We start from the raw sequence: 19862 nt of genomic DNA on the forward strand, positions 1-19862 counted from the left end.
GCATCTTCGCTCGTTACGCTGGGCGTGTGCCGACTGCAGAACCGCGACCCCAGCACCCCCTGACCGCCCCCGCCTGGACGGACGTCGACGTCGTGCTCTTCGACCTCGACGGCGTCATCACGCCCACCGTCGAGCTGCATCGCCGGGCCTGGGCGGAGACGTTCGACGAGCTCTTCGCGGGACTCGCGCTCCCGCCCTACCGCGAGGAGGAGTACTTCGCGTCCCTCGACGGTCGCAGCCGCTTCGCCGGCGTGCGGAGCCTGCTCGAGTCGCGCGGCGTCTCGCTGCCCGAGGGCGCCGCGGACGATCACGGCCTCACGAGCGTGATCGGGATCGGCAACCGCAAGAACGCGGCGTTCACCCGCGTGCTCTCCCGCGACGGCATCGCCCCGTACCCGGGTTCGCTCCGCCTGCTCGACCGGCTCGCGGAGCTCGGCGTGCCGCTCGGCCTCGTCTCGTCCTCGCGCAACGCCCTGCCGGTGCTGCGCGCCGCGGGGCTCGAGGAGCGCTTCACGGTGGTCGTCGACGGCGTCACGGCGGAACGCGAGGGGCTCCCGGGGAAGCCCGCACCCGACACCTTCCTGCGCGCGGCCGCCGCGCTCGGCTCCCCGCCCGCGCGCGCCGCCGTGTTCGAGGACGCGGAATCCGGCACGGCCGCCGCCCGCGCCGGCGGCTTCGGCCTCGTCGTCGGGGTGGATCGCGGCGCCGGGCGCGCCGCCCTCATCGCCGCGGGCGCCGACACCGTCGTCGACGATCTCGAGGAGATGCTGCCGTGACGCCGTTCGACCGCGCGGGTGCCGCCGGCGCCGAGCCGGAGACCGAGAGCCGGCGCGAGTTCGGGGAGGACCCCTGGCGGCTCGTCGTCGACGGCATCGATCCCGCGCTCGCGGGACAGGACGAAACGCTCTTCTCCCTCGGCAACGGCTACCTCGGCATGCGCGGCAACCACGAGGAGGGGCTGCCCCTCGGCAGCCACGGCACTTTCGTGAACGGCGTGCACGAGACCTGGCCGATCCACCACGCGGAGGGCGCCTACGGGCTCGCCGAGCACGGGCAGACGATCGTGAACGTCCCCGACGCGAAGACCGTCAGGATCTACGTCGACGACGAGCGGCTGAACCTCGCCTCCTCCGACATCTCGGAGGTGCGCCGCACGCTCGATCTGCGCGCCGGCACCCTCGAGCGCACGCTGCTGTGGTTGACGCCGACCGGCAAGCGGGTGCGCGTGGAGACCCGCCGCATGGTCTCCTTCGCATCGCGCCACCTCGCGACCCTGGAGATGGCGGTGACCGTGCTCGACGCCGACGCGGAGCTCACCCTCAGCAGCCTCGTCGTCAATCGGCAGGACCTCGGCCGGGTGCACACGGAGACGCCCGGCGCCGATCAGGGCCCCGGACTCACCGGCGCCGCGGACCCCCGTAAGAGCGAGCAGCTCACGGAGCGGATCCTCGATCCCGGACCGACGCTCCACGACGGCGCGCGCAGCGTGCTCAGCTACCGGGTCCACGACTCGGGCTGGGGGCTCGGCGTCGGCGTCGACCACGACTTCGACGGCGGGGACGGCTGGCGCCGCCGCGTGGAGACCTCGCCGGACCGCGTGCGCCACATGTTCCAGGGCGTCGCCGCGCGCGGGCGCACCGTGCGGCTGCGCAAGACGGTCGCCTACCACTCCTCGGCGACCGCCGGGCTCAGCGAGGTCATCGATCGCTGCGTGCACACGCTCGAGTCCGTCGCAGCCGAGCCCGCGGAGGCGCGGTGGACGGCGCAGCGGCGCTTCCTCGACGCGTTCTGGGAGCGCAGCGACGTCCGCGTCGAGGCCGAGGCCGGCGTGCAGCAGGCGATCCGCTGGGCGCTCTTCCAACTGGCGCAGGCCTCGGCGCGCGCCGACGGCCGCGGCATCCCCGCGAAAGGCGTCACCGGTTCGGGCTACAGCGGGCACTACTTCTGGGACTCCGAGATCTACGTGCTCCCCTTCCTCACCTACACCTCGCCGTTCTGGGCGCGCAACGCGCTCCGCGCGCGGGAGGGCATGCTCCCGAAGGCGCGCCTGCGCGCGGCCACGCTGAGCGAGGACGGGGCGCTCTTCCCCTGGCGCACGATCAACGGCGAGGAGGCGAGCGCCTACTACGCCGCGGGCACGGCCGCGTACCACATCAACGCCGACATCAGCTACGCCCTCGCCCGCTACGTCGGGGCGACCGGGGACCTCGCCTTCCTCGTCCAGGGCGCCTGCGACATCCCGGTCGAGACCGCGAGGCTCTGGGCCAGCCTCGGGTTCTGGAACACCGACGCCGACGGCGAGCGCCGCTTCCACATCCACGGCGTGACCGGCCCGGATGAGTACACGACGGTCGTGAACGACAACCTCTTCACCAACGTCATGGCGCGCTTCAACCTGCGCTTCGCGGTGGAGGTGGTGCGGCGGCTCGAACGCGAGGCCCCCGGGGCCCACGCCGAGCTCGTCGCCCGCGTCGGACTGCGGCCGGACGAGGCCGATGCGTGGGAGGCCGCCGCCGACGGCATGAGCATCCCATTCTCCGAGGAGCTCGGGATCCATCCGCAGGACGCCCACTTCCTTGAGCGGGAGGTGTGGGATCTCGCGGCGACCCCGCCCGAGCAGAAGCCGCTGCTGCTGCACTTCCACCCCCTCGTCATCTACCGCTTCCAGGTGCTCAAGCAGGCGGACGTGGTGCTCGCGCTGCTGCTCGCGAGCGACGAGTTCGGCCGCGAGGCGAAGCGCCGGGACTTCGAGTACTACGACGCCCTCACCACGGGGGACTCCACGCTCTCGGCCGTCGTGCAGTCCATCGTCGCCGCGGAGGTCGGCTACCGCGAGCTCGCCTACCGCTACTTCGACCACGCGCTGCGCGTCGACCTCGACGACCTGCACCGCAACTCGTCCGACGGCGTGCACATCGCCTCGGCCGGCGGGGTGTGGATGACCCTCGTCCAGGGCTTCGCGGGGATGCGCGACGCGGGCAGGCGGCTCAGCTTCGACCCCCGGCTCCCCGCGCACTGGGGTCGCCTGGAGTTCCCGCTCGCCTGGCGCGGGCAGCGACTGCTCGTGACCCTCGAACCGCAGCGCATCCGCTTCGCGCTGGAGGAGGGGGAGGAGCCCGTGGCGCTCAGCGTGCGCGGCGAAGCCGTCGAGGTGCGCGCCGGTCGGCCCGTCGAGGTGCCGCTCGCCGACCAGGGGCCCGAGCTCGGGCCGTTCTCGGGGCTCTCCGCAGGCATCCTGCCGCGGGAGGGCGACACCGGGGCCATCCCGCTGGCCTACGGGGAGGTGCCGGTCGTCACCACCTCGATCCCCACCCGCGCGCCCCTCGGCTGAACGCGGGCGCGCGCGGCGGGCGGCGCGGGGCCGACGCGCGCTGCGCGTAGAATGGGCGGGTCGGGACCGCCCGACCGGCTCCGAGTGGAAGGCAGGAATCGTGACCTATGTGATCGCTCTCCCGTGCGTCGACGTGAAGGATCGCGCCTGCGTGGACGAGTGCCCGGTCGACTGCATCTACGAGGGCGAGCGCTCGCTCTACATCCACCCGGACGAGTGCGTCGACTGCGGCGCCTGCGAGCCGGTGTGCCCGGTCGAGGCGATCTACTACGAGGACGATCTGCCAGAGGAGTGGGCGGACTACTACAAGGCGAACGTCGAGTTCTTCGACGAGATCGGTTCGCCGGGCGGCGCCGCGAAGACCGGCGCGTACGACTTCGACCATCCGATCATCGCGGCGCTCCCGCCGCAGGGGGAGTAGCCGTGCGCGGGCCGCTGCCCGACTACCCCTGGGACGCGATGGCGCCCTATGCCGCCCGCGCGGCGGAGCACCCGGGCGGCGCCCTCGACCTCTCCGTCGGCTCGCCCGTCGATCCCGCGCCCGCCGCGGTGCGCACGGCGCTCGCCGCGGCGACCGACGCTCACGCCTACCCCGCCACCGCGGGCGCCCCGCCACTCCGCGCGGCCATCGCCGAGTGGTTCGGCAGACGGCGCGGCGTGACGATCGCGCCCGACGCCGTGCTGCCCACGATCGGCTCCAAGGAGCTCGTGGCGCTGCTGCCCTTCCTGCTCGGCATCGGCGCGGGCGAGGCCGTCGTCTTCCCGCGGATCGCCTACCCGAGCTACGCGATGGGCGCGGCGCTCGCGGGTGCCGAGGCCATCGCGAGCGACGATCCCTCGGAGTGGCCCGCGCACGCGAAGCTCATCTGGATCAACTCGCCGTCGAACCCCGACGGGCGGGTGATGGACGTGGCCGCGCTGGCGGCGGCCGTCGCCCGGGCGCGCGAGATCGGCGCCGTGATCGTGGGGGACGAGTGCTACGCCGAATTCGGCTGGGAGTCGCCGTGGGATCGGGAGCCGATCCCCTCGATCCTCGACCCGCGCGTCGTGGGCGAGACGGACGGGGCGCCCGACCACCGCGGCGTGCTCAGCGCCTACTCGCTGAGCAAGCAGTCGAACCTCGCGGGCTACCGCGCGGCGTTCGTCGCCGGCGATCCCGCGCTCGTCGCACGGCTCCTCACCGTCCGCAAGCACGCCGGCCTCATGCAGCCGGCCCCCGTGCAGGCCGCGATGATCGCGGCGCTCGGCGACGAGTCGCACGTCGCGGAGCAGCGCGAGCGCTACCGCGCCAGGCGCGCCGCGATCCTGCCGGCGCTCGAAGCCGCCGGATACCGCGTGGAGGGCAGCGAGGCGGGGCTCTACCTCTGGGCGACGCGCGGGCGCGACGCCTGGGAGAGCGTCGCCGAGTTCGCGGAGCTCGGGATCGTGGTGGGTCCCGGACACTTCTACGGAGCGCACTCGCCGGAGCACGTGCGTCTCGCGCTGACGGCGAGCGACGCGGCCATCTCGGCGGCGGCGGAGCGCATCGCCCCGGCCTGAGCCGAATCGACATTTCGTTCGACGTCAAGATAATCTAGGAAGGGTGCGCCGCGCATGCGGCGGCGTCCGGGGGCTCCCGAGGGAGCCGCTAAGGTGTACAGAACGGCGGCGTCACACCCGACGCCCGGCCGGCATTCGACCTCACGAGGAGACGACGTGACCGATTCGACTCAGAGCCAGGGCCCGGCGGCGGCGAAGCTGACGTTCCCCGGTGGCAGCGCCGAGCTCCCCCTGCTCGACTCCGTGGACGGGCACCCCGCGATCGACGTCAGCACGCTCACCAAGCAGACCGGATACACGGCGCTCGACTACGGTTTCGTGAACACGGCGTCGACGAAGTCGGAGATCACGTACATCGACGGCGACGAGGGCATTCTGCGCTACCGCGGCTACCCGATCGAGGAGCTCGCGCAGAAGTCCACCTTCATCGAGGTCGCCTACCTGCTCATCTACGGGGAGCTGCCCACGCCCGAGCAGCTCGAGGGGTTCACCAACGAGATCCGGCGGCACACCCTCCTCCACGAGGACATGCGGTACTACTTCGAGGCCGTGCCGCACACCGCGCACCCCATGGCGGTGCTCTCCGGCGGCCTGCAGACGATGTCGACCTACTACGAGAGCTCGCTCGACACGACCGTGCCCGAGTTCGTCGAGGTCAACACGATCCGTCTGCTCGCGAAGCTGCCCGTGCTCGCGGCCTACGCGCACAAGAAGTCGATCGGCCAGGCCTTCCTGTACCCCGACAACGAGCTCAACTTCGTCGAGAACTTCCTGCGGCTGAACTTCGGCAACAAGGCCGAGAAGTACGAGATGAATCCCGTGCTCGTCGATGCGCTCGACAAGCTCCTGATCCTGCACGCCGATCACGAGCAGAACGCGTCGACCTCGACCGTGCGCCTCGTCGGCTCGACCGGGGCGAACATGTTCTCCTCGGTGTCCGCGGGCATCAACGCCCTCTCCGGTCCGCTGCACGGCGGCGCGAACGAGGCCGTGCTCGACATGCTCGCGCAGATCCGCGACTCTGGGCAGAGCGTGGCCACCTTCGTGGAGAAGGTGAAGCGCAAGGAGGACGGGGTGAAGCTCATGGGCTTCGGGCACCGCGTCTACAAGAACTACGATCCGCGCGCCCGCATCGTCAAGGAGAGCGCCGGCCGGGTGCTCGAGGAGCTCGGCGTCAACGACCCGCTGCTCGGTCTCGCGCAGGAGCTCGAGCAGATCGCCCTCGAGGACGACTACTTCAAGGAGCGCAAGCTCTACCCGAACGTCGACTTCTACACCGGCGTCATCTACAAGGCCATGGGGTTCCCGACGCGGATGTTCACGGTGCTCTTCGCGATCGGGCGCCTGCCCGGCTGGATCGCGCAGTGGCGCGAGGCGCGCGAGGACCGTCAGACGAAGATCGGCCGGCCGCAGCAGCTCTACATCGGCTCCCCGGAGCGCCACCTCGACCGCTGACCCCGGTCCGCTGACGGCCGGCCCGCGCTGCCGGTCTGTGCCGACTGCCGGCCCGTGTCTGCCGGCCGCTGTCTGTCTCCCGGCCCGTGTCTGCCGGCCGCTGTCTGACTGCCGGCCCGTGTCTGCCGGCCGCTGTCTGTCTCCCGGCCGCTGTCTGCCGGCCGACCGCGCCGCGCGCGTGCTTCGCACGTCACTCGTTGCGGCTTGAGCGGCCCCGAAGTCGCACTTACTGACGTGCGAGCGGCGGGTTCCGCGTGCGAGCGGCGGGTTCCGCGTGCGAGCGTCGGGTTCCGCGCGCGGGTCTGCGCTGGCCTGCGCGGGCGCGTCAGGTTCATGCCGCTCACACCTCGGCCGATCCGCATGGAATCGCCCGATCCGCAGGCGATCCGCTGCGGGGCTGTGGAGAACTCCTCCTGTCGGCCGGCTCCCGGCCCATGCTGAAGGCATGTCCTCTGCACGGTCGCCGCTTCCCGAATCGCTTCCCGCCCTGTTCTCGACCGTGTCGGCGCGCGATCGCGGGGTCGCGCCTTCCCGGCTGCGTGCCGCAGACCTGATCGCGCCGCGCCGCGGCGTGCGGCTGCGCGACGATCCGATCACGTCGGTCGAGCAGTCGAGCCGCTTCGAACGTCATCGCCGCGCAGAGCTCGAGCGGATCCGGGCCGTCGCCCTCGTGAGCACGCCGACGCAATTCTTCAGCCATCGAAGCGCCGCGCTCCTGTGGGGCGCGCCGGTGCCTCACCGCCCCGGAGCGCCGGTGCATCTCAGCGTGCTGCTGCCGAGGCGCTCGCCGCGCGCGGACGGCGTGGTCGGGCACAATCTCTCCGCACGTCTGTGTTCGGTGACCGAGCTCGACGGACTGCGCCTGACCGCTCCGGCGGTCGCCTGGGCGCAGCTCGGGACCCTTTCGGTGCCCGAGCTCGTGGCCGTCGGCGACTTCCTGGTGCGGAAGTACCGCGACGGGCACGGCCGTCGAGACGCCGGCCGCCCGCCGCTCGCCGCGATGACCGAACTCGCCGACGCGCTCGCGCAGGGGCGCCGGTTCGGAGCCGCGCGGCTGCGCGCGGCGCTCGGCTTGATCCGAGAGGATTCCTGGTCGCCCCAGGAATCGCTCGTCCGCGTCGAGATCGTGCGCTCGGGGCTTCCGGAGCCGGAGCTCAACGGGGACGTCTTCGACGACGCCGGTCGGTTCCTCGGCTGTCTCGACATGCGGTATCCGCGATATCGGGTCGGGATCGAGTACCAGGGCGAGCAGCACGAGGGGCGTTACGCGGACGACGTCGAGCGGCTCGCGGCCCTCCGTGCGGCGGGCTGGAACATTGTCGAGGTGACGCGCTCGCTGCGCCGACGGCCCGGCGAGCTCGTCTCGCGGGTGCGAGCCGCCCTCGAGGAACGCGGATGGCGGGATCCGCGGAGCGCGTGAGCGCCCGCTGATCCTCTGCGCGCGGACTCGCCGGAGCGCTCGCCGAGTTCTCGGCGACGCGGGATCGCCGAGTCCGCCGTGTCCGCAGTGTTCGCCGTGTCCGCCGTGAGCGAGGATCGTCCTCGACGGCCCGCTCGGACGTCAGTCGTTGCGGCTTGGAGCGCGTCCGACCCACATTTCCTGACGTGCGAGCGCTTCGAGCTCGGGGTCGGGGGCGGGGTCGGATCGGGGGCGGGGTCGGGAATGGGGCGCCCGGATCGCGCCTCGACCCGGGCGCGGCGGCGCTACGCGTGGAGCGCGGCGTTGAGCACGATGCCGGCGCCCTCGCGGGGAAGCGCCTCCACCGCGCCGGTGCGCGAGTTGCGGCGGAAGAGGAGCTTCGCGACGCCCGAGAGCTCGACGGCCTTCACCTCGACGGCCTCGCCCGGCGCATCGGCGGTGCCCTGCGGCAGCACGACCTTCGTGCCTGCGGTGACGTACAGGCCTGCCTCGACGACGCTGTCGTCGCCGAGGGAGATGCCGATCCCCGAGTTCGCCCCGAGCAGCGCCCGCTCGCCGATCGTGATGCGCTGGGTGCCGCCGCCGGAGAGGGTGCCCATGATGGACGCACCGCCGCCGATGTCCGAGCCGTCGCCCACGACGACGCCCTGCGAGATGCGCCCCTCGACCATCGAGGCGCCCAGGGTCCCGGCGTTGAAGTTCACGAAGCCCTCGTGCATCACCGTCGTGCCCGGCGCGAGATGGGCGCCGAGACGCACGCGCGAGGCGTCGGCGATGCGCACGCCCGCGGGCACGACGTAATCGGTGAGGCGCGGGAACTTGTCGAGCCCCACCGCGGTGATCCCCGCCCGCTTGAGCTGCGGCAGCCGCGCCGCGTACTCCTCGGGCAGCATCGGCCCGGCCGTCGTCCACGCGACGTTCGGCAGCTTGCCGAAGACGCCGTCCAGGTTGAGCGCGTTCGGCCGCACCAGGCAGTGCGACAGCAGGTGCAGACGGAGATAGGCGTCCTCCGTCGACGCGGGGGCCGCGTCGAGGTCGATCTCGAGATTCACGGGGCGCAGCTCCACACCGCGCGCCTCGTCGGCGCCCGCCTGCGCCTCGAGCTCCGCCGGCGCGATCCACGGATCGCGCTCCTCCGGGCGCTTGCCGAGCGCGGGGGCGGGGAACCAGGCATCGAGAACGGTGCCGTTCGCGGCGATCGTGGCGATTCCGGCGGACCAGGCGTAGCGGGTGTCAGTCATGACGGCCAGTGTATCGGTGCCGCTAGGCTGGTTCCGTGAGTGACGAGTCGACCCCGCAGCCCGTGCCCCTCCTCGACCCGAGCGCCGGTCCCGTGGCGCTCACGCGGGCGCTGTGCGACATCCCGTCCGTCTCCGGCGACGAGCGCGCGATCGCCGATGCGGTGGAGGCCGCGCTCGCCGCGCACGCCCCCCATCTGCAGGTCGTGCGCGACGGAGACACCCTCATCGCCCGCACGGAGCTCGGGCGCGCGCGCCGCGTCGCGATCGCCGGGCATCTCGACACCGTCCCGATCAACGACAACCTGCCGGTGCGCGACGAGATCGACCCGGAGACGGGCGAGGCGTGCATCCGCGGCCGCGGCACGGTCGACATGAAGGCGGGCGTCGCGGTGCAGCTCGCGCTCGCCGTGGAGCTCACCGACCCCGCCGTCGACCTCACCTGGATCTGGTACGACCACGAGGAGGTGGCCTCAGACCTCAGCGGCCTGGGACGCGCGATGCGTCACCGCCCCGAGCTCTTCGCGGCGGACTTCGCGATCCTCGGCGAGCCCTCCAACGGCACCATCGAGGGCGGCTGCAACGGCACCCTCCGCGCCCGCGTCACGCTCACGGGCACCCGCGCGCACGCCGCGCGCAGCTGGATGGGTGTCAACGCCATCCACCGGGCCGGCCTCCTCCTCGATCGTCTCGCCGCCTTCGAACCCGAGCGCATCGTGGTCGACGGCCTCGAGTATCGCGAGGGACTGAACGCGGTGCGCATCGAGGGCGGCGTCGCCGGCAACGTCATCCCGGATCGCTGCGACATCGAGGTGAACTACCGCTTCGCGCCGAGCCGCACGGCCGAAGAGGCCGCGGAGGTCGTGCGCGAGTTCTTCGCCGATGCCGACGAGGTGGAGATCGTCGACCTGGCGCCGGGGGCGAGGCCGGGCCTCGACGCCCCGCTCGCGCAGGGCTTCGTCGCCGCCGTGGGCGCCGTGCCCACGGCCAAGTTCGGCTGGACGGACGTCTCCCGCTTCTCGGCGCTCGGCATTCCCGCCGTGAACTTCGGGCCGGGGAACGCGATGCTCGCGCACGCGGACGACGAGCGCGTGCCGGTCGCGCAGATCGAGTCCGCGGCCGACGCGCTGCGCTCCTGGCTCGCCACCGCGGGGTGATCGCGGCGTCATGCGCCGTCGCGCCGTTCGACCTGGCGCGGCCGAACCCGATAAAATGGCACTGAACCACCAAACTTGCGAGGAGGCGTCATGGCTGCAATGAAACCGAGGACTGGGGACGGACCCATGGAGGCGGTGCGCGAGAGCCGCCTGATCGTCGTCCGCGTCCCGCTCGAGGGCGGCGGACGCCTGGTGGTCTCGGTCAACGACGAGGAGGCCGGCGAGCTGCGCGACGTGCTCGCCGCGGTGCTCGACGGCTGATCCGCCCGGCTCGACCACGAAGCCCCGCCGCATCGCGCGGCGGGGCTTCGTGCGTCCGCACGTCAGCCGTCGAGCCGCACGAGCGCGAGCACGCCGTCCCCCGCGGGGGAGAGCATGGGCGCGATCGCCGGGGACTCCGCCACGAGGGCGAGGAGGTCGCGGCAGGCGATGGTCGCCTCGTCGCGCGCCGCCGGATCGGGGACCCTGCCGTGCGCGAACACTCCGGGGACGATGATGCAGCCGCCGGGGCGGACGATGCCGAGCGCGTTCTCGAAGTGCTCGAGCAGCTGCGCGGGATCCGCGTCGACGAGCACGAGATCGTACGCCGCGAGGTTGAGCCGCGGGACGACGTGCCTCGCATCGCCCTCGATGAGGCGCAGCCGGGCGGCCGGGATGCCCGCCTGCGCGAAGACGCCCTTCGCTTCGCGCAGGTGCTCGGCTTCGAGCTCGATGGAGGTGAGGGTCGCCTCGGGCGCATAGCGCAGCAGGGACAGCCCGCTCACGCCGACGCCCGTGCCGATCTCGCAGACGGCCTTCGCTCCCGCGAGCACCGTGAACGCGGAGAGCTGCGCGGCGACGGAGCGGCTGACGGGCTCGACGCCGAGCTCGAGGGAGAGGCGGCGTGCCCGGACGAGCGCATCCGTCTCGCCGGGGTACTGCTCGGCGTACTGCCAGTTGCGTTCGAGCTTGCTCACGTTCTCCTCCGGGGGCTCCCGCGCGGCCGTGCGCCGCGGATCCTCCCAGCGTAGGGGGCGCTGCGCACGGGCGGATCCTCCCACGCGCACGAGCCCGCGATTCGGGCGTCGCGGGAGGTCCGCGCCGGGCCCCCACCCACTACGATGGGGGGAATGGGGCTCACGATCGACAAGATACTGGTGATCATGGTGATCGCCATGTTCGTGCTGGGCCCCGACAAGCTGCCGATGTACGCGAAGAAGCTCGGCGAGTTCGTGCGCAACATCAAGCACATGGCCGACGGCGCCAAGGATCGGCTGCGCGATGAGATGGGCCCCGAGTTCGACGAGGTCGACTGGAAGCAGCTGGATCCGCGTCAGTACGATCCGCGCCGGATCATCCGCGACGCCCTCGTCGAGGACGAGCGCGAGGCGCGCGCCGCGGCGCGCAAGGAGCGCGTCGCCGAAGCCGCGAAGGCGCGGCAGGAACGGCTCGGACCCGCCGTGCCCGGAGAACTGAACTTCGACGAGGAAGCGACGTGAGCGACCGCGGGGACGCGTCGCCGGCAGTGCACGGCCTCGCCGACCGCGGGTCGATGCTGTGCGCCATCGAGGAGGCGGCGAGCCGCACCACGGCCGAAGGGTACGGCGCCTTCATCTGCGTGAGCGTCGACGATCTCTCTGCCGTCAACGACGCCTTCGGATATGAGGCGGGGGACATCCTCATCGACGCAGCCGCGGAGCGCCTGCGTGCGATCAGCATCCCCGGCGTGCGCCTCGGGCGCATCGGCGTGGAGACCTTCGGCGTGCTCGCCGGGGCGCTCGGCACCGATCGCGCCCGCGCCGAGCGGCGCTGCCGCGAGCTCGTCGACGCGGTGAGCGCAGCGCTCACGGGGAAGGCGGATCTCGGCTCCGGCGTGCCCATCGAGCTCTCCGCGAGCATCGGCTTCGTCATCTGGACGCTTCCCGCCTTCCCGCGCTCGGCGCACGGCGCGGACGCCGCCGGCTTCATCGATGCCGCGTATCTGCGGACGGCCGACGCCTTCGAGATCATGAAGTGCGCGGACATCGCCCGCAAGCGCATCGTGGCCTCCGAGACCACGAAGCGGGCGCGGAGGTTCCTCCCCTACATGCTCGAGGAGGCCCAGGAGCGGGTCCACCTCATTTCGGAACTGCGCCGCGGCATCCGAGCGGGCGAGCTGCGGCTCTACGCCCAGCCCATCGTGGACGCCGAGCGCAGGCTCATCGGTGAGGAGGGGCTCATCCGCTGGCTCAGCCCCGAGCGCGGACTCGTGCCGCCCGACAGCTTCATCCCGCTCGCCGAGCAGACCGACGTCATCGTGGAGATCGGGGAGTGGGTGCTCGAGGAGGCCTGCCGCATCCTCGCGGAATGGAGCCGCGATCCGCGGTTCCGGGACGTGACCTTCTCGGTGAACCTGAGCGCGCGCCAGCTGCGGACCAAGGACTTCGCGGAGCGGCTGCGAGAGCTCGTCTCGACGCACGGGGTGCCCGCCGAGCGGCTGAAGCTCGAACTCACCGAGAGCGTGCTGCAGTCCGATCTGGAGAGCACCATCCGCATGCTCACCCTGCTCCGCGCCGACGGGATCCTCGCCTCGCTCGACGACTTCGGCACCGGCTACTCCTCGCTGAGCTACTTGCATCAGCTCCCGGTGCAGCAGCTGAAGATCGATCGTTCCTTCGTGACGACCGTCGCGGAGGATCGGCAGGCGGCCGCGATCGCCCGCACGATCGTGGAGCTCGGCACCACGCTCGGCCTGCAGGTCGTGGCCGAGGGGGTCGAGACCGAGGCGCAGTTCGCCGAGCTCCGGCGGATCGGGGTGGACGCCTTCCAGGGGTACCTGTTCGGCAAGCCGCGTCCCGTCGAGGAGCTGGCGGCGGTCTGAGGCGGAGCCGGCGCGTGCCGGATCGGGGCGCGCAGAACGCGGCGAGGGCAGGAACGGAGCGCGCGGGGCGGGCGCGCACCGGATCGGGCGCGAGGCGGATCAGGGCGCGGGCGAGATCCCGAGCGATCGGCCGCTGAGCCCGCGGCCCAGGCCCGCGATGCGCTCCGCGATCGTGAGCACCGCGGCCGCAGCGGGGTCCGCCGGATCAGCGAGCACCGCGGGTGCGCCGCGATCCCCGGCCTCCCGGAATCCGGGGCTCAGGGGTACGCTGCCCAGGAGCGGCACGTCCCCATGCTCGGCGTCGCTTAGCCGCTCGGCGACGCGGGCGCCGCCGCCCGTGCCGAACACCTCGATGACGCCGCCGTCGGGGCCGGGGAGGCCCGCCATGTTCTCGACGACGCCGATGACGCGCTGCCCCGTCTGCCTGGCGACGAGCGCGCTGCGCACGGCGACGTCCGCCGCCGCCTCCTGCGGCGTCGTGATCACGAGGACCTCCGCCTGGGGGAGGAGCTGCCCGACGCTGATCGCGATGTCCCCCGTGCCCGGAGGCAGATCGAGGAGGAGCACGTCGAGGTCCCCGAACCAGACGTCGCGGAGGAACTGCTCGATCGTGCGGTGGAGCATCGGCCCGCGCCAGGAGACCGCGGTGGTCCGCGGATCCTGATCGCCGAGGAACATGCCGATGGAGATCGTCTTCACCCCGTGCGCGACGGGGGGCAGGATGAGATCGTCGAGGCGGGTCGGCTGCTCGGTGCGACCGTCGCGGCTGAGGCCGAGGATGCCGGGGATCGAGAAGCCGAAGACGTCGGCGTCGACGAGCCCCACGGCGAGACCCCGCGCGGCGAGCGCGACGGCGAGGGACGCCGTGAGCGAGGACTTGCCGACGCCGCCCTTGCCGCTCGTGACGGCGATGACGCGCGTCAGCGAGTCGGGGCCGAACTGCTGCGGTCGCGTCTCCCGGCCGCCGCGCACGCGCTCGGTGAAGGCGCGGCGCTCCTCGGGGGTCATCACCCCGACCACGACCTCCGCGCCGGTGACGCCCGCGGCGCCGCCGGCGGCGGCCCGGGTGTCCTCCTCGATGCGTCGGGCCGCCGGACATCCCGCGATCGTGAGGCTGATGGCCACGCGGGCACGCCCCGCGGCGTCGACCCGCACCTCGTCGACCATGCCGAGCTCGGTGATGGGGCGCAGGATCTCGGGGTCGCGCACCCGACCCAGCGCCTCCCAGACCGCGCGTTCGGCGGCGCTCGCGCCCTCGGGGGCGCTCACCGGGGGTCCTGCGACGGCGTCTCCGAGGATCCCTGCGCCTCCGGGTCGTCCGGGGATCCCGGCGGCCTCACGGCGCCCGGGTCCTCGCCGACCGCGGGCTCCTCGGTGGGCGGCGTCTCCTCGGACTCGGCGTCGAGCTCGGCGAGCAGCGCCTTGAGCTCCTGCCGCACGAAGTCGCGATCCGGCAGCTCCTTGAGCGCGAGGCGCAGCGCCACCACCTCGCGGGCGAGGAACTCCGTGTCGGCGAGATTCCGCTCGGCGCGCTGGCGATCCTGCTCGATCTGCACGCGGTCGCGGTCGTCCTGCCGGTTCTGCGCGAGCAGGATCATCGGGGCCGCGTAGGAGGCCTGCAGGGAGAGGATCAGCGTGAGGGCGGTGAAGCCGAGGGCCGCCGAGTCGAAGCGCCAGTCATCGGGGCCGAAGGCGTTCCAGGCGAGCCAGGCGGCGCAGAAGAGGCTGAGCAGCAGGAGGAACCAGGGCGTGCCCATGCCGCGGGCGATGCTCTCCGTCCAGCGCCCGAAGCGCTCGTTGCCGCGGGAGTCGCCGCGCGCGGCGCGCCCGCCGGCGGCGAGCGGCGCGTCGAGCCCGGGATCGCGTCTGAACAGGCTCACCGCGCACCCCCGTCCCCGGGCTCGTCGTCGGCGTGGCGCCAGTCGTCGGGCAGCAGGTGGTCGAGCACGTCGTCGACGGTGACGACGCCGACGAGCCGCTGCTGATCGTCGACCACGGGCATGGCCACGAGGTCGTAGCTGGCCAGCCTCCGGGAGACCTCCGCCGCGCTCGCGTCGACGGGGACCGCCTCGATCTCGGTGTCGATGAGCGACACGAGGCGCTCGTGCGGCGGGAAGCGCAGCATGCGCTGGAAGTGCGCGAGGCCGATGTACTCGCCTGTCGGGGTCTCGTAGGGCGGATGCGTGACGTAGACGGCGGACGCCATCGCGGGCGGGATCTCGGCGCGCCGGATCATGGCGAGCCCCTCGGCGACGCTCGACTCGCCCGAGAGCACGATCGGGGAGGGGCTCATGAGCCCGCCCGCGGTGTCCGCGTCGTACTCGAGGAGGCGGCGCACGTCCTCCGCCTCCTCCGGGTCCATGAGGTCGAGGAGCTCCTCGCCGCGGGCCGCGGGGAGCGCGGAGATGAGGTCGGCGGCGTCGTCCGGCTCCATGCGGTCGAGCACCTCGGCGACGCGATCCGAGGGGAGCTGGGCGAGCAGGGCGAGCTGGTCCTGCTCGCTCATCTCCTCGAGCGCGTCGGCGACCCGGTCGTCGGGCAGCTCGTCGATGACCTCGAGCATCCGGGGCCGCGGCAACTCGAGCAGCGCCTCGGCCAGGTCTGCGGGCTTGAGGTCGACGAGCGTCTGGATGAGCAGCTCAGCCGACTGCGTGCCGGGCGAACTGCTCGGCACGCGCAGGTCCGTCCAGCGCACCGTGCGCGCGTCGCCGCGGCTGAAGGGCGCCGCGGGCTTCGGCAGCCGCACGAACACCTCGGACACCACCCACTCGCCGTTCTGGCTGCGCTCGATGGCGGCGTCCTCGATGCGCGCCGACGCCGCGGGACCGCCCGCGCGCTCGGGCGCGAGATGCACCTCGCGCCCGATGAGCTCGGCGATCATGCGGGTCTCGCCGCCGCGCTGCTCGAACCGCCGCACGTTGATGAGGCCGGTGGTGATCACCTGGCCCGAGCCGATGGAGGTGACGCGGCCGATGGGGACGAAGACGCGGCGCTTCCCCGGGATCTCCACGATGAGGCCGACGACGCGCGGCAGTCCCGCGGCGCGGAAGACCACCAGCACGTCCCGCACCTTCCCGATCCGGTCGCCGACCGGATCGAACACCCCGCGCCCGGCGAGGCGCCCGACGAAGACCCTGGAAGTACTCACGCCACTACGCTACCGCTCCGAGCGGAGATGCGCCGCTGCGGCATCTGCGAGAGGCTGGGAGCATGACTGCGCACCCCTCCCGCCGCGGCGTGCTCGGCGCCGCCGCGCTGCTCGGCCTCGCCGGGACCGCGGCGCTCCTCGCCGGCTGCGCTCCGGAGCCGGACGACCCGGCTCCCGCGGAGCCGCGTCCCGACCCGGCACCCGATCCGGCACCCGAACCGGCGCCCGCGCCGGTGCTCCTGCTCGCCTCGCTCGCGCACGCCGCCGAGGTCGCGGTGATCGATCCGGCGCTGCCCGACGCGGAGGCCGTGCAGCGGATCGCGGCCGGGGCGTCCCCCTGGGGCGTCGGCACGAGCCCGGACGGGCGCGTGGGCTACGCGGCCACCGCCGAGGGGCTCGCGGTGCTCGATCTCCGGGCGCGCCGGCGGACCGCGCTCGTCCCCTATCTGCACCCCGCAGCCGAGATCGGGGCGGGGGAGTACCGTCCGGGCGGGCTCGGTCTCGCCGTCGCAGCCGACGGCGCCAGCGTCGCCGTCGCGGTGGCGCCAGGAGACGGCAGCTGGCACCTCGAGGAGTACGACGTCGAGGCGGGCGCGTTCGCCCGCTCGGCGCCGGTGGGCGCGCGCCCCTTCGACGTGCTCGCGGACCCTGCAGGGGCCTGGGTCGCGAGCGTGGATCACGACGGCTTCACCGTCACCGTCGTCGATACGGCGGACTTCACCGCCGTGCAGCACCGCGTCGCGCCGTTCGGGGAGGAGGGCGGTCTCGCCTCCTGGGAGAAGCCGCATTACGGAGCGGTCGATGCGGGCGCCGATGCGGAGGACGGCGCGGGCGCCGCGTCGATCCTGCTGCCGTTCCAGGGGCAGGTGGTCCTCCGGCTGGATCCCCGCACCGGCGACGCCGCCGCGATCCCGAGCGCCGCGAACTCGCACGCGCACGGCACGGCGCTCGCGGGGCGGCGCCTGCTCACCGTCGGCACGGGCGCCTTCGGCAGCGCGACGGGGGCGCCGAACCTCTCGATCCTCGACGTGGACACGGGGGCGGAGCGCGTCGTGCCCCTCGCCGTGCCGCACGAGACGGTGGCGCTCTGGCGCGATGGCGACGGCGCGGAGTACGCCGCCGTCGCCGGCGGCAACACGCGGGACGAGGGGTGGGACGGGATCACGCTGATCGCGCTCGACGGCGACGGCGAGCGCGCGATCCCGATCCCCGGCTACCCGCAGGCCGTTGTCGGGTTCGCGGAGCGCTGAACCGATCCCGCGCTTCGGGCGGGTGCCACGCGGCCCGAGGTGGCAGAATCGAGGCATGAGCACCCCCACGCCGGGCGGCAGGGCCCGTCAGCAGCTGATGCCCGAGATCCCGAAGGGCGAGATCGTGTCGACGTACGACCGCTACGAGGACGCGAAGCACGCCGTCGACGTGCTCGCGCGGGCGAGCTTCCCGGTGCAGCAGATCAGCATCGTCGGCAACGACGTGCGCAGCGTCGAGCGGGTCACGGGTCGGCTCACCTACGGCAGGATCGCCCTCATGGGCGCGCTCTCCGGGGCGTATCTGGGGCTCTTCCTGGGGCTGCTGCTCTTCATCTTCCAGCCGGACAACGCGGCGATCCTCGGCGTCTTCGCCGCCGCCGTGGTGATCGGCGCGGGCTTCGGCATGCTCTTCGGCGTGCTCTCCTACGCGCTCAACCGCAACCGCCGCGACTTCTCCTCGGTCATGCAGATGGTCGCGACGCGCTACGACCTCGTGACGGAGCCGGAACTCGTGCACCAGGCGAGGCAGATCCTCACCGCGTCCGTCTAGCGGGCCGCCGTGGCCCATCCGTATCTCGCCGACCCGGTCCGTCCGCGCGTCCTCGCGCACCGCGGGCTCGTGCGACCGGCGGATGCCGCGCGGGGCGTCGCCGAGAACACCCGGGCCGCCTTCCGCGCCGCGCTGGCCGCGGGGGCGCGCTACCTCGAGACGGACTGCCGGGCCACGCGGGACGGGGAGATCGTGCTCGTGCACGACGCGGAGCTCGGGCGCGTCGCCGGCGACCCCCGCCGTGTCGCCGATCTCACGCACGCGGAGCTCGGTGCGCTGCTGGCGGGGCGCGGCGGCCTCCTCACCCTCGACGAGGCGCTCGCCGAGTTCCCGGACGCGCGATTCAACGTCGACGTGAAGGCCGCGGAAGCGGCCGCGGGCGTCGGGCGGATCGCGGCCGGGCAAGCGCATCGCGTCCTCGTGACGAGCTTCTCCGAGGCGCTGAGGCGCGCCGCGCTCGCCGCCGCGGCCGCCGTCCCCGGCTCCGTGCGACCGGCGACCGCCCCGGGTCGCGGCGGCATCGTACGCGTGCTGCTCGCGGTCGCCTCCGGCTCCCGCGCGCGCGTCGCCCGGGCCCTCGCGGGGATCGACGCGCTGCAGATCCCGGAGCGGCAGGGGATCGTGCCCGTGCTCACGCCGCGCGTCGTCGATGCCGCGCACCGGCACGGCGTCGAGGTGCACGTGTGGACGGTGAACGATCCCGCGCGGATGCGGGCGCTCGTCGCCCGCGGCGTCGACGGGATCATTACCGACCGCGCCGACCTCGCGCTCAGTCGCTGACCGGCGTCGGGCTGTTCACCGAGACGGTGAGATGGGTGACGACGTGCTGCACGGACGCGCCGACGCCGATCCAGGCGTTCGCGACGGTCTCGAGGACGGCCGCGAGATCGCCGTCGAGACGGGTCGCGTAATGGTCGGATCCTGCGTAGATCCCGTCGCGCTTCGCCGCCTCGATCGCCGCGTAGATGGGGGCCATGTGCTCCAGGTGCCTGTCGGGGGCCTGCTCCGGTGACCCGTCCGCGGATGCCGCGGGGGCGGTCGTTTCCGGTGCGGCCGGTTCGGTCCGTTCGGCCGGAACTGCCGGTTCGGCCGGTCCGGCGTCGAGGAGGGGGTAGAGGGACCAGTGAGCCCGCGCGCGCACGCCCGTGCCGGCGAGGGAGACGGGGGCGGCGCCGAGCGCGGGCACCCCGGGGGGAAGCGCGCACTGGAGCTCGCCCGGGCAGCCGCGGGAGAGCAGGATCGCGGCGGAGAGGTGCGCCCCGCTCGCCGCCGCGGCTCCGATGACGGCGGCCAGGTACTCGAGCACGCGCTGCTCCGCCCCGCTCACGAAGGTCGAGATGTCGTTCGTCTCGACGACGAGGCCCGCCGCGTCCGCGGCGGCGAGCGCGTCCAGGATGATCCGCACGTAGTCGGAGTCGTACACGGACAGCGTGAAGCGGGCGCCGACGCCGTACTGCTGCGGGGTCATCGATGAGGTCACGCCACCACCCTAGGGGATCGCCCGCGCGCGCGTGCGCCCGGGGCCGTGCGGAGCGCCCGTCGGCGCCCGGCCCTGCCCGTGCGCCAGGCCCCGCCCGTGCGCCCGGCCCTGCCCGTGCGCCAGGCCCCGCCCGTGCGCCAGGCCCCGTGCGGAGCGCCCGTCGGCGTTCGGAAATCACGCATTCCGGGGTTTCATGCGCGAATGAGGCCCATTCGCGTCATTCTCGGCGAGCTCGATGAAGGCGGCGAGGGCGTGGAGGCCGAGGAGGGCGATGAGGGCGGGGAGTCCGTGGCGGAACGAGGGAAGCGGAGCCGGGCGGCGGCCCCCGCGCGAGGCTGCTAGCCTGGGGGCACACGGGAGTCCGGTAGGCCGGGCTGAGAGGAAGGTCATCAACCTTCGACCGTCGAACCTGATCTGGATCATGCCAGCGCAGGGAGACACTCTTTTCGCACCCG

19 protein-coding genes and 1 riboswitch are annotated in these 19862 nt (G+C 73.2%); of the genes, 13 read left to right on the forward strand and 6 right to left on the reverse strand.

What is annotated here, in order from left to right; genetic code table 11:
* Positions 1-26 precede the first annotated feature (26 nt).
* The 6 genes from MUN78_RS05385 (at position 27) to MUN78_RS05410 (ending at position 7745) form a co-directional block, all read left to right on the forward strand.
* Positions 27-776 carry an HAD family hydrolase gene (locus MUN78_RS05385; RefSeq protein ID WP_244729319.1) on the forward strand — a complete coding sequence of 250 codons (750 nt, stop codon included), beginning with the start codon at positions 27-29 and terminating at the stop codon, positions 774-776.
* Positions 773-3331: a glycoside hydrolase family 65 protein gene (locus tag MUN78_RS05390; protein ID WP_244729321.1), complete on the forward strand. Its 2559-nt coding sequence runs from the start codon at positions 773-775 to the stop codon at positions 3329-3331. Before MUN78_RS05385 ends, MUN78_RS05390 begins: the two co-directional genes overlap by 4 nt.
* 100 nt (positions 3332-3431) lie before the next feature.
* Positions 3432-3752, forward strand: coding sequence for a ferredoxin (gene fdxA / locus MUN78_RS05395; protein WP_053353380.1), 321 nt, complete (start codon positions 3432-3434; stop codon positions 3750-3752).
* Positions 3753-3790: 38 nt separating this feature from the next.
* Positions 3791-4870 carry a succinyldiaminopimelate transaminase gene (gene dapC, locus MUN78_RS05400; RefSeq protein ID WP_244730013.1) on the forward strand — a complete coding sequence of 360 codons (1080 nt, stop codon included), beginning with the start codon at positions 3791-3793 and terminating at the stop codon, positions 4868-4870.
* 156 nt (positions 4871-5026) lie between these two features.
* The gene (locus tag MUN78_RS05405) at positions 5027-6325 is read left to right on the forward strand and encodes a citrate synthase (RefSeq protein WP_244729323.1); all 1299 of its coding nucleotides are present in this window, start codon (positions 5027-5029) and stop codon (positions 6323-6325) included.
* 445 nt (positions 6326-6770) lie between these two features.
* Positions 6771-7745, forward strand: coding sequence for a hypothetical protein (locus MUN78_RS05410; RefSeq protein ID WP_244729325.1), 975 nt, complete (start codon positions 6771-6773; stop codon positions 7743-7745).
* A gap of 284 nt (positions 7746-8029) precedes the next feature.
* On the opposite strand, the gene dapD is transcribed toward MUN78_RS05410, so the two are convergent.
* Positions 8030-8986, reverse strand: a complete 957-nt coding sequence (gene dapD / locus MUN78_RS05415) for a 2,3,4,5-tetrahydropyridine-2,6-dicarboxylate N-succinyltransferase (RefSeq protein ID WP_244729326.1) — start codon at positions 8984-8986, stop codon at positions 8030-8032.
* A 62-nt stretch (positions 8987-9048) separates the two neighbouring features.
* On the opposite strand from dapD, the gene dapE reads away from it, so the two are divergent.
* The gene (dapE, locus tag MUN78_RS05420; protein WP_244730014.1) at positions 9049-10140 is read left to right on the forward strand and encodes a succinyl-diaminopimelate desuccinylase; all 1092 of its coding nucleotides are present in this window, start codon (positions 9049-9051) and stop codon (positions 10138-10140) included.
* A 90-nt stretch (positions 10141-10230) separates the two neighbouring features.
* Positions 10231-10401 (forward strand): DUF3117 domain-containing protein, encoded by a 171-nt coding sequence (locus MUN78_RS05425; protein ID WP_244693513.1) that lies wholly within the window; start codon positions 10231-10233, stop codon positions 10399-10401.
* Between the two features lie 62 nt (positions 10402-10463).
* Here the strand turns inward: MUN78_RS05425 and MUN78_RS05430 are convergent, their stop codons facing one another.
* Positions 10464-11096 carry an O-methyltransferase gene (locus tag MUN78_RS05430; RefSeq protein WP_244729328.1) on the reverse strand — a complete coding sequence of 211 codons (633 nt, stop codon included), beginning with the start codon at positions 11094-11096 and terminating at the stop codon, positions 10464-10466.
* Between the two features lie 153 nt (positions 11097-11249).
* On the opposite strand from MUN78_RS05430, the gene MUN78_RS05435 reads away from it, so the two are divergent.
* Together MUN78_RS05435 and MUN78_RS05440 are read left to right on the forward strand one after the other, a co-directional pair.
* Entirely contained in the window at positions 11250-11618 is a 369-nt protein-coding gene (locus MUN78_RS05435; protein WP_244693515.1) for a twin-arginine translocase TatA/TatE family subunit, read from the forward strand.
* Positions 11615-12979 (forward strand): putative bifunctional diguanylate cyclase/phosphodiesterase, encoded by a 1365-nt coding sequence (locus MUN78_RS05440; protein ID WP_244729329.1) that lies wholly within the window; start codon positions 11615-11617, stop codon positions 12977-12979. The genes MUN78_RS05435 and MUN78_RS05440 overlap by 4 nt, the downstream gene beginning before the upstream one ends.
* A gap of 99 nt (positions 12980-13078) precedes the next feature.
* Here the strand turns inward: MUN78_RS05440 and MUN78_RS05445 are convergent, their stop codons facing one another.
* Genes MUN78_RS05445 through MUN78_RS05455 form a run of 3 tightly spaced genes read right to left on the reverse strand, consistent with a single transcriptional unit; the run spans position 13079 to position 16127 of the window.
* Positions 13079-14248 (reverse strand): Mrp/NBP35 family ATP-binding protein, encoded by a 1170-nt coding sequence (locus MUN78_RS05445; RefSeq protein WP_244729331.1) that lies wholly within the window; start codon positions 14246-14248, stop codon positions 13079-13081.
* Positions 14245-14859, reverse strand: a complete 615-nt coding sequence (locus MUN78_RS05450; protein ID WP_244729333.1) for a DUF1003 domain-containing protein — start codon at positions 14857-14859, stop codon at positions 14245-14247. The genes MUN78_RS05445 and MUN78_RS05450 overlap by 4 nt, the downstream gene beginning before the upstream one ends.
* Entirely contained in the window at positions 14856-16127 is a 1272-nt protein-coding gene (locus MUN78_RS05455; protein ID WP_244693518.1) for a magnesium transporter MgtE N-terminal domain-containing protein, read from the reverse strand. The genes MUN78_RS05450 and MUN78_RS05455 overlap by 4 nt, the downstream gene beginning before the upstream one ends.
* Before the next feature lie 62 nt (positions 16128-16189).
* On the opposite strand from MUN78_RS05455, the gene MUN78_RS05460 reads away from it, so the two are divergent.
* From MUN78_RS05460 to MUN78_RS05470, 3 genes are read left to right on the forward strand one after another with little or no spacing between them, the layout of a single operon-like run.
* Positions 16190-17377 (forward strand): YncE family protein, encoded by a 1188-nt coding sequence (locus tag MUN78_RS05460; RefSeq protein WP_244729334.1) that lies wholly within the window; start codon positions 16190-16192, stop codon positions 17375-17377.
* 55 nt (positions 17378-17432) lie between these two features.
* Positions 17433-17927 (forward strand): YflT domain-containing protein, encoded by a 495-nt coding sequence (locus tag MUN78_RS05465; protein WP_244693520.1) that lies wholly within the window; start codon positions 17433-17435, stop codon positions 17925-17927.
* A 9-nt stretch (positions 17928-17936) separates the two neighbouring features.
* Positions 17937-18707 carry a glycerophosphodiester phosphodiesterase family protein gene (locus MUN78_RS05470; RefSeq protein ID WP_244729336.1) on the forward strand — a complete coding sequence of 257 codons (771 nt, stop codon included), beginning with the start codon at positions 17937-17939 and terminating at the stop codon, positions 18705-18707.
* Here MUN78_RS05470 and MUN78_RS05475 read toward each other — a convergent pair.
* Entirely contained in the window at positions 18697-19407 is a 711-nt protein-coding gene (locus MUN78_RS05475; protein WP_244729338.1) for a Ykof family thiamine-binding protein, read from the reverse strand. The genes MUN78_RS05470 and MUN78_RS05475 overlap by 11 nt on opposite strands.
* A gap of 343 nt (positions 19408-19750) precedes the next feature.
* A riboswitch (TPP riboswitch) is annotated at positions 19751-19860 on the forward strand.
* Positions 19861-19862: the final 2 nt, after the last annotated feature.

Source organism: Leucobacter allii (assembly GCF_022919155.1).
In the GTDB taxonomy this organism is placed as follows: domain Bacteria; phylum Actinomycetota; class Actinomycetes; order Actinomycetales; family Microbacteriaceae; genus Leucobacter; species Leucobacter allii.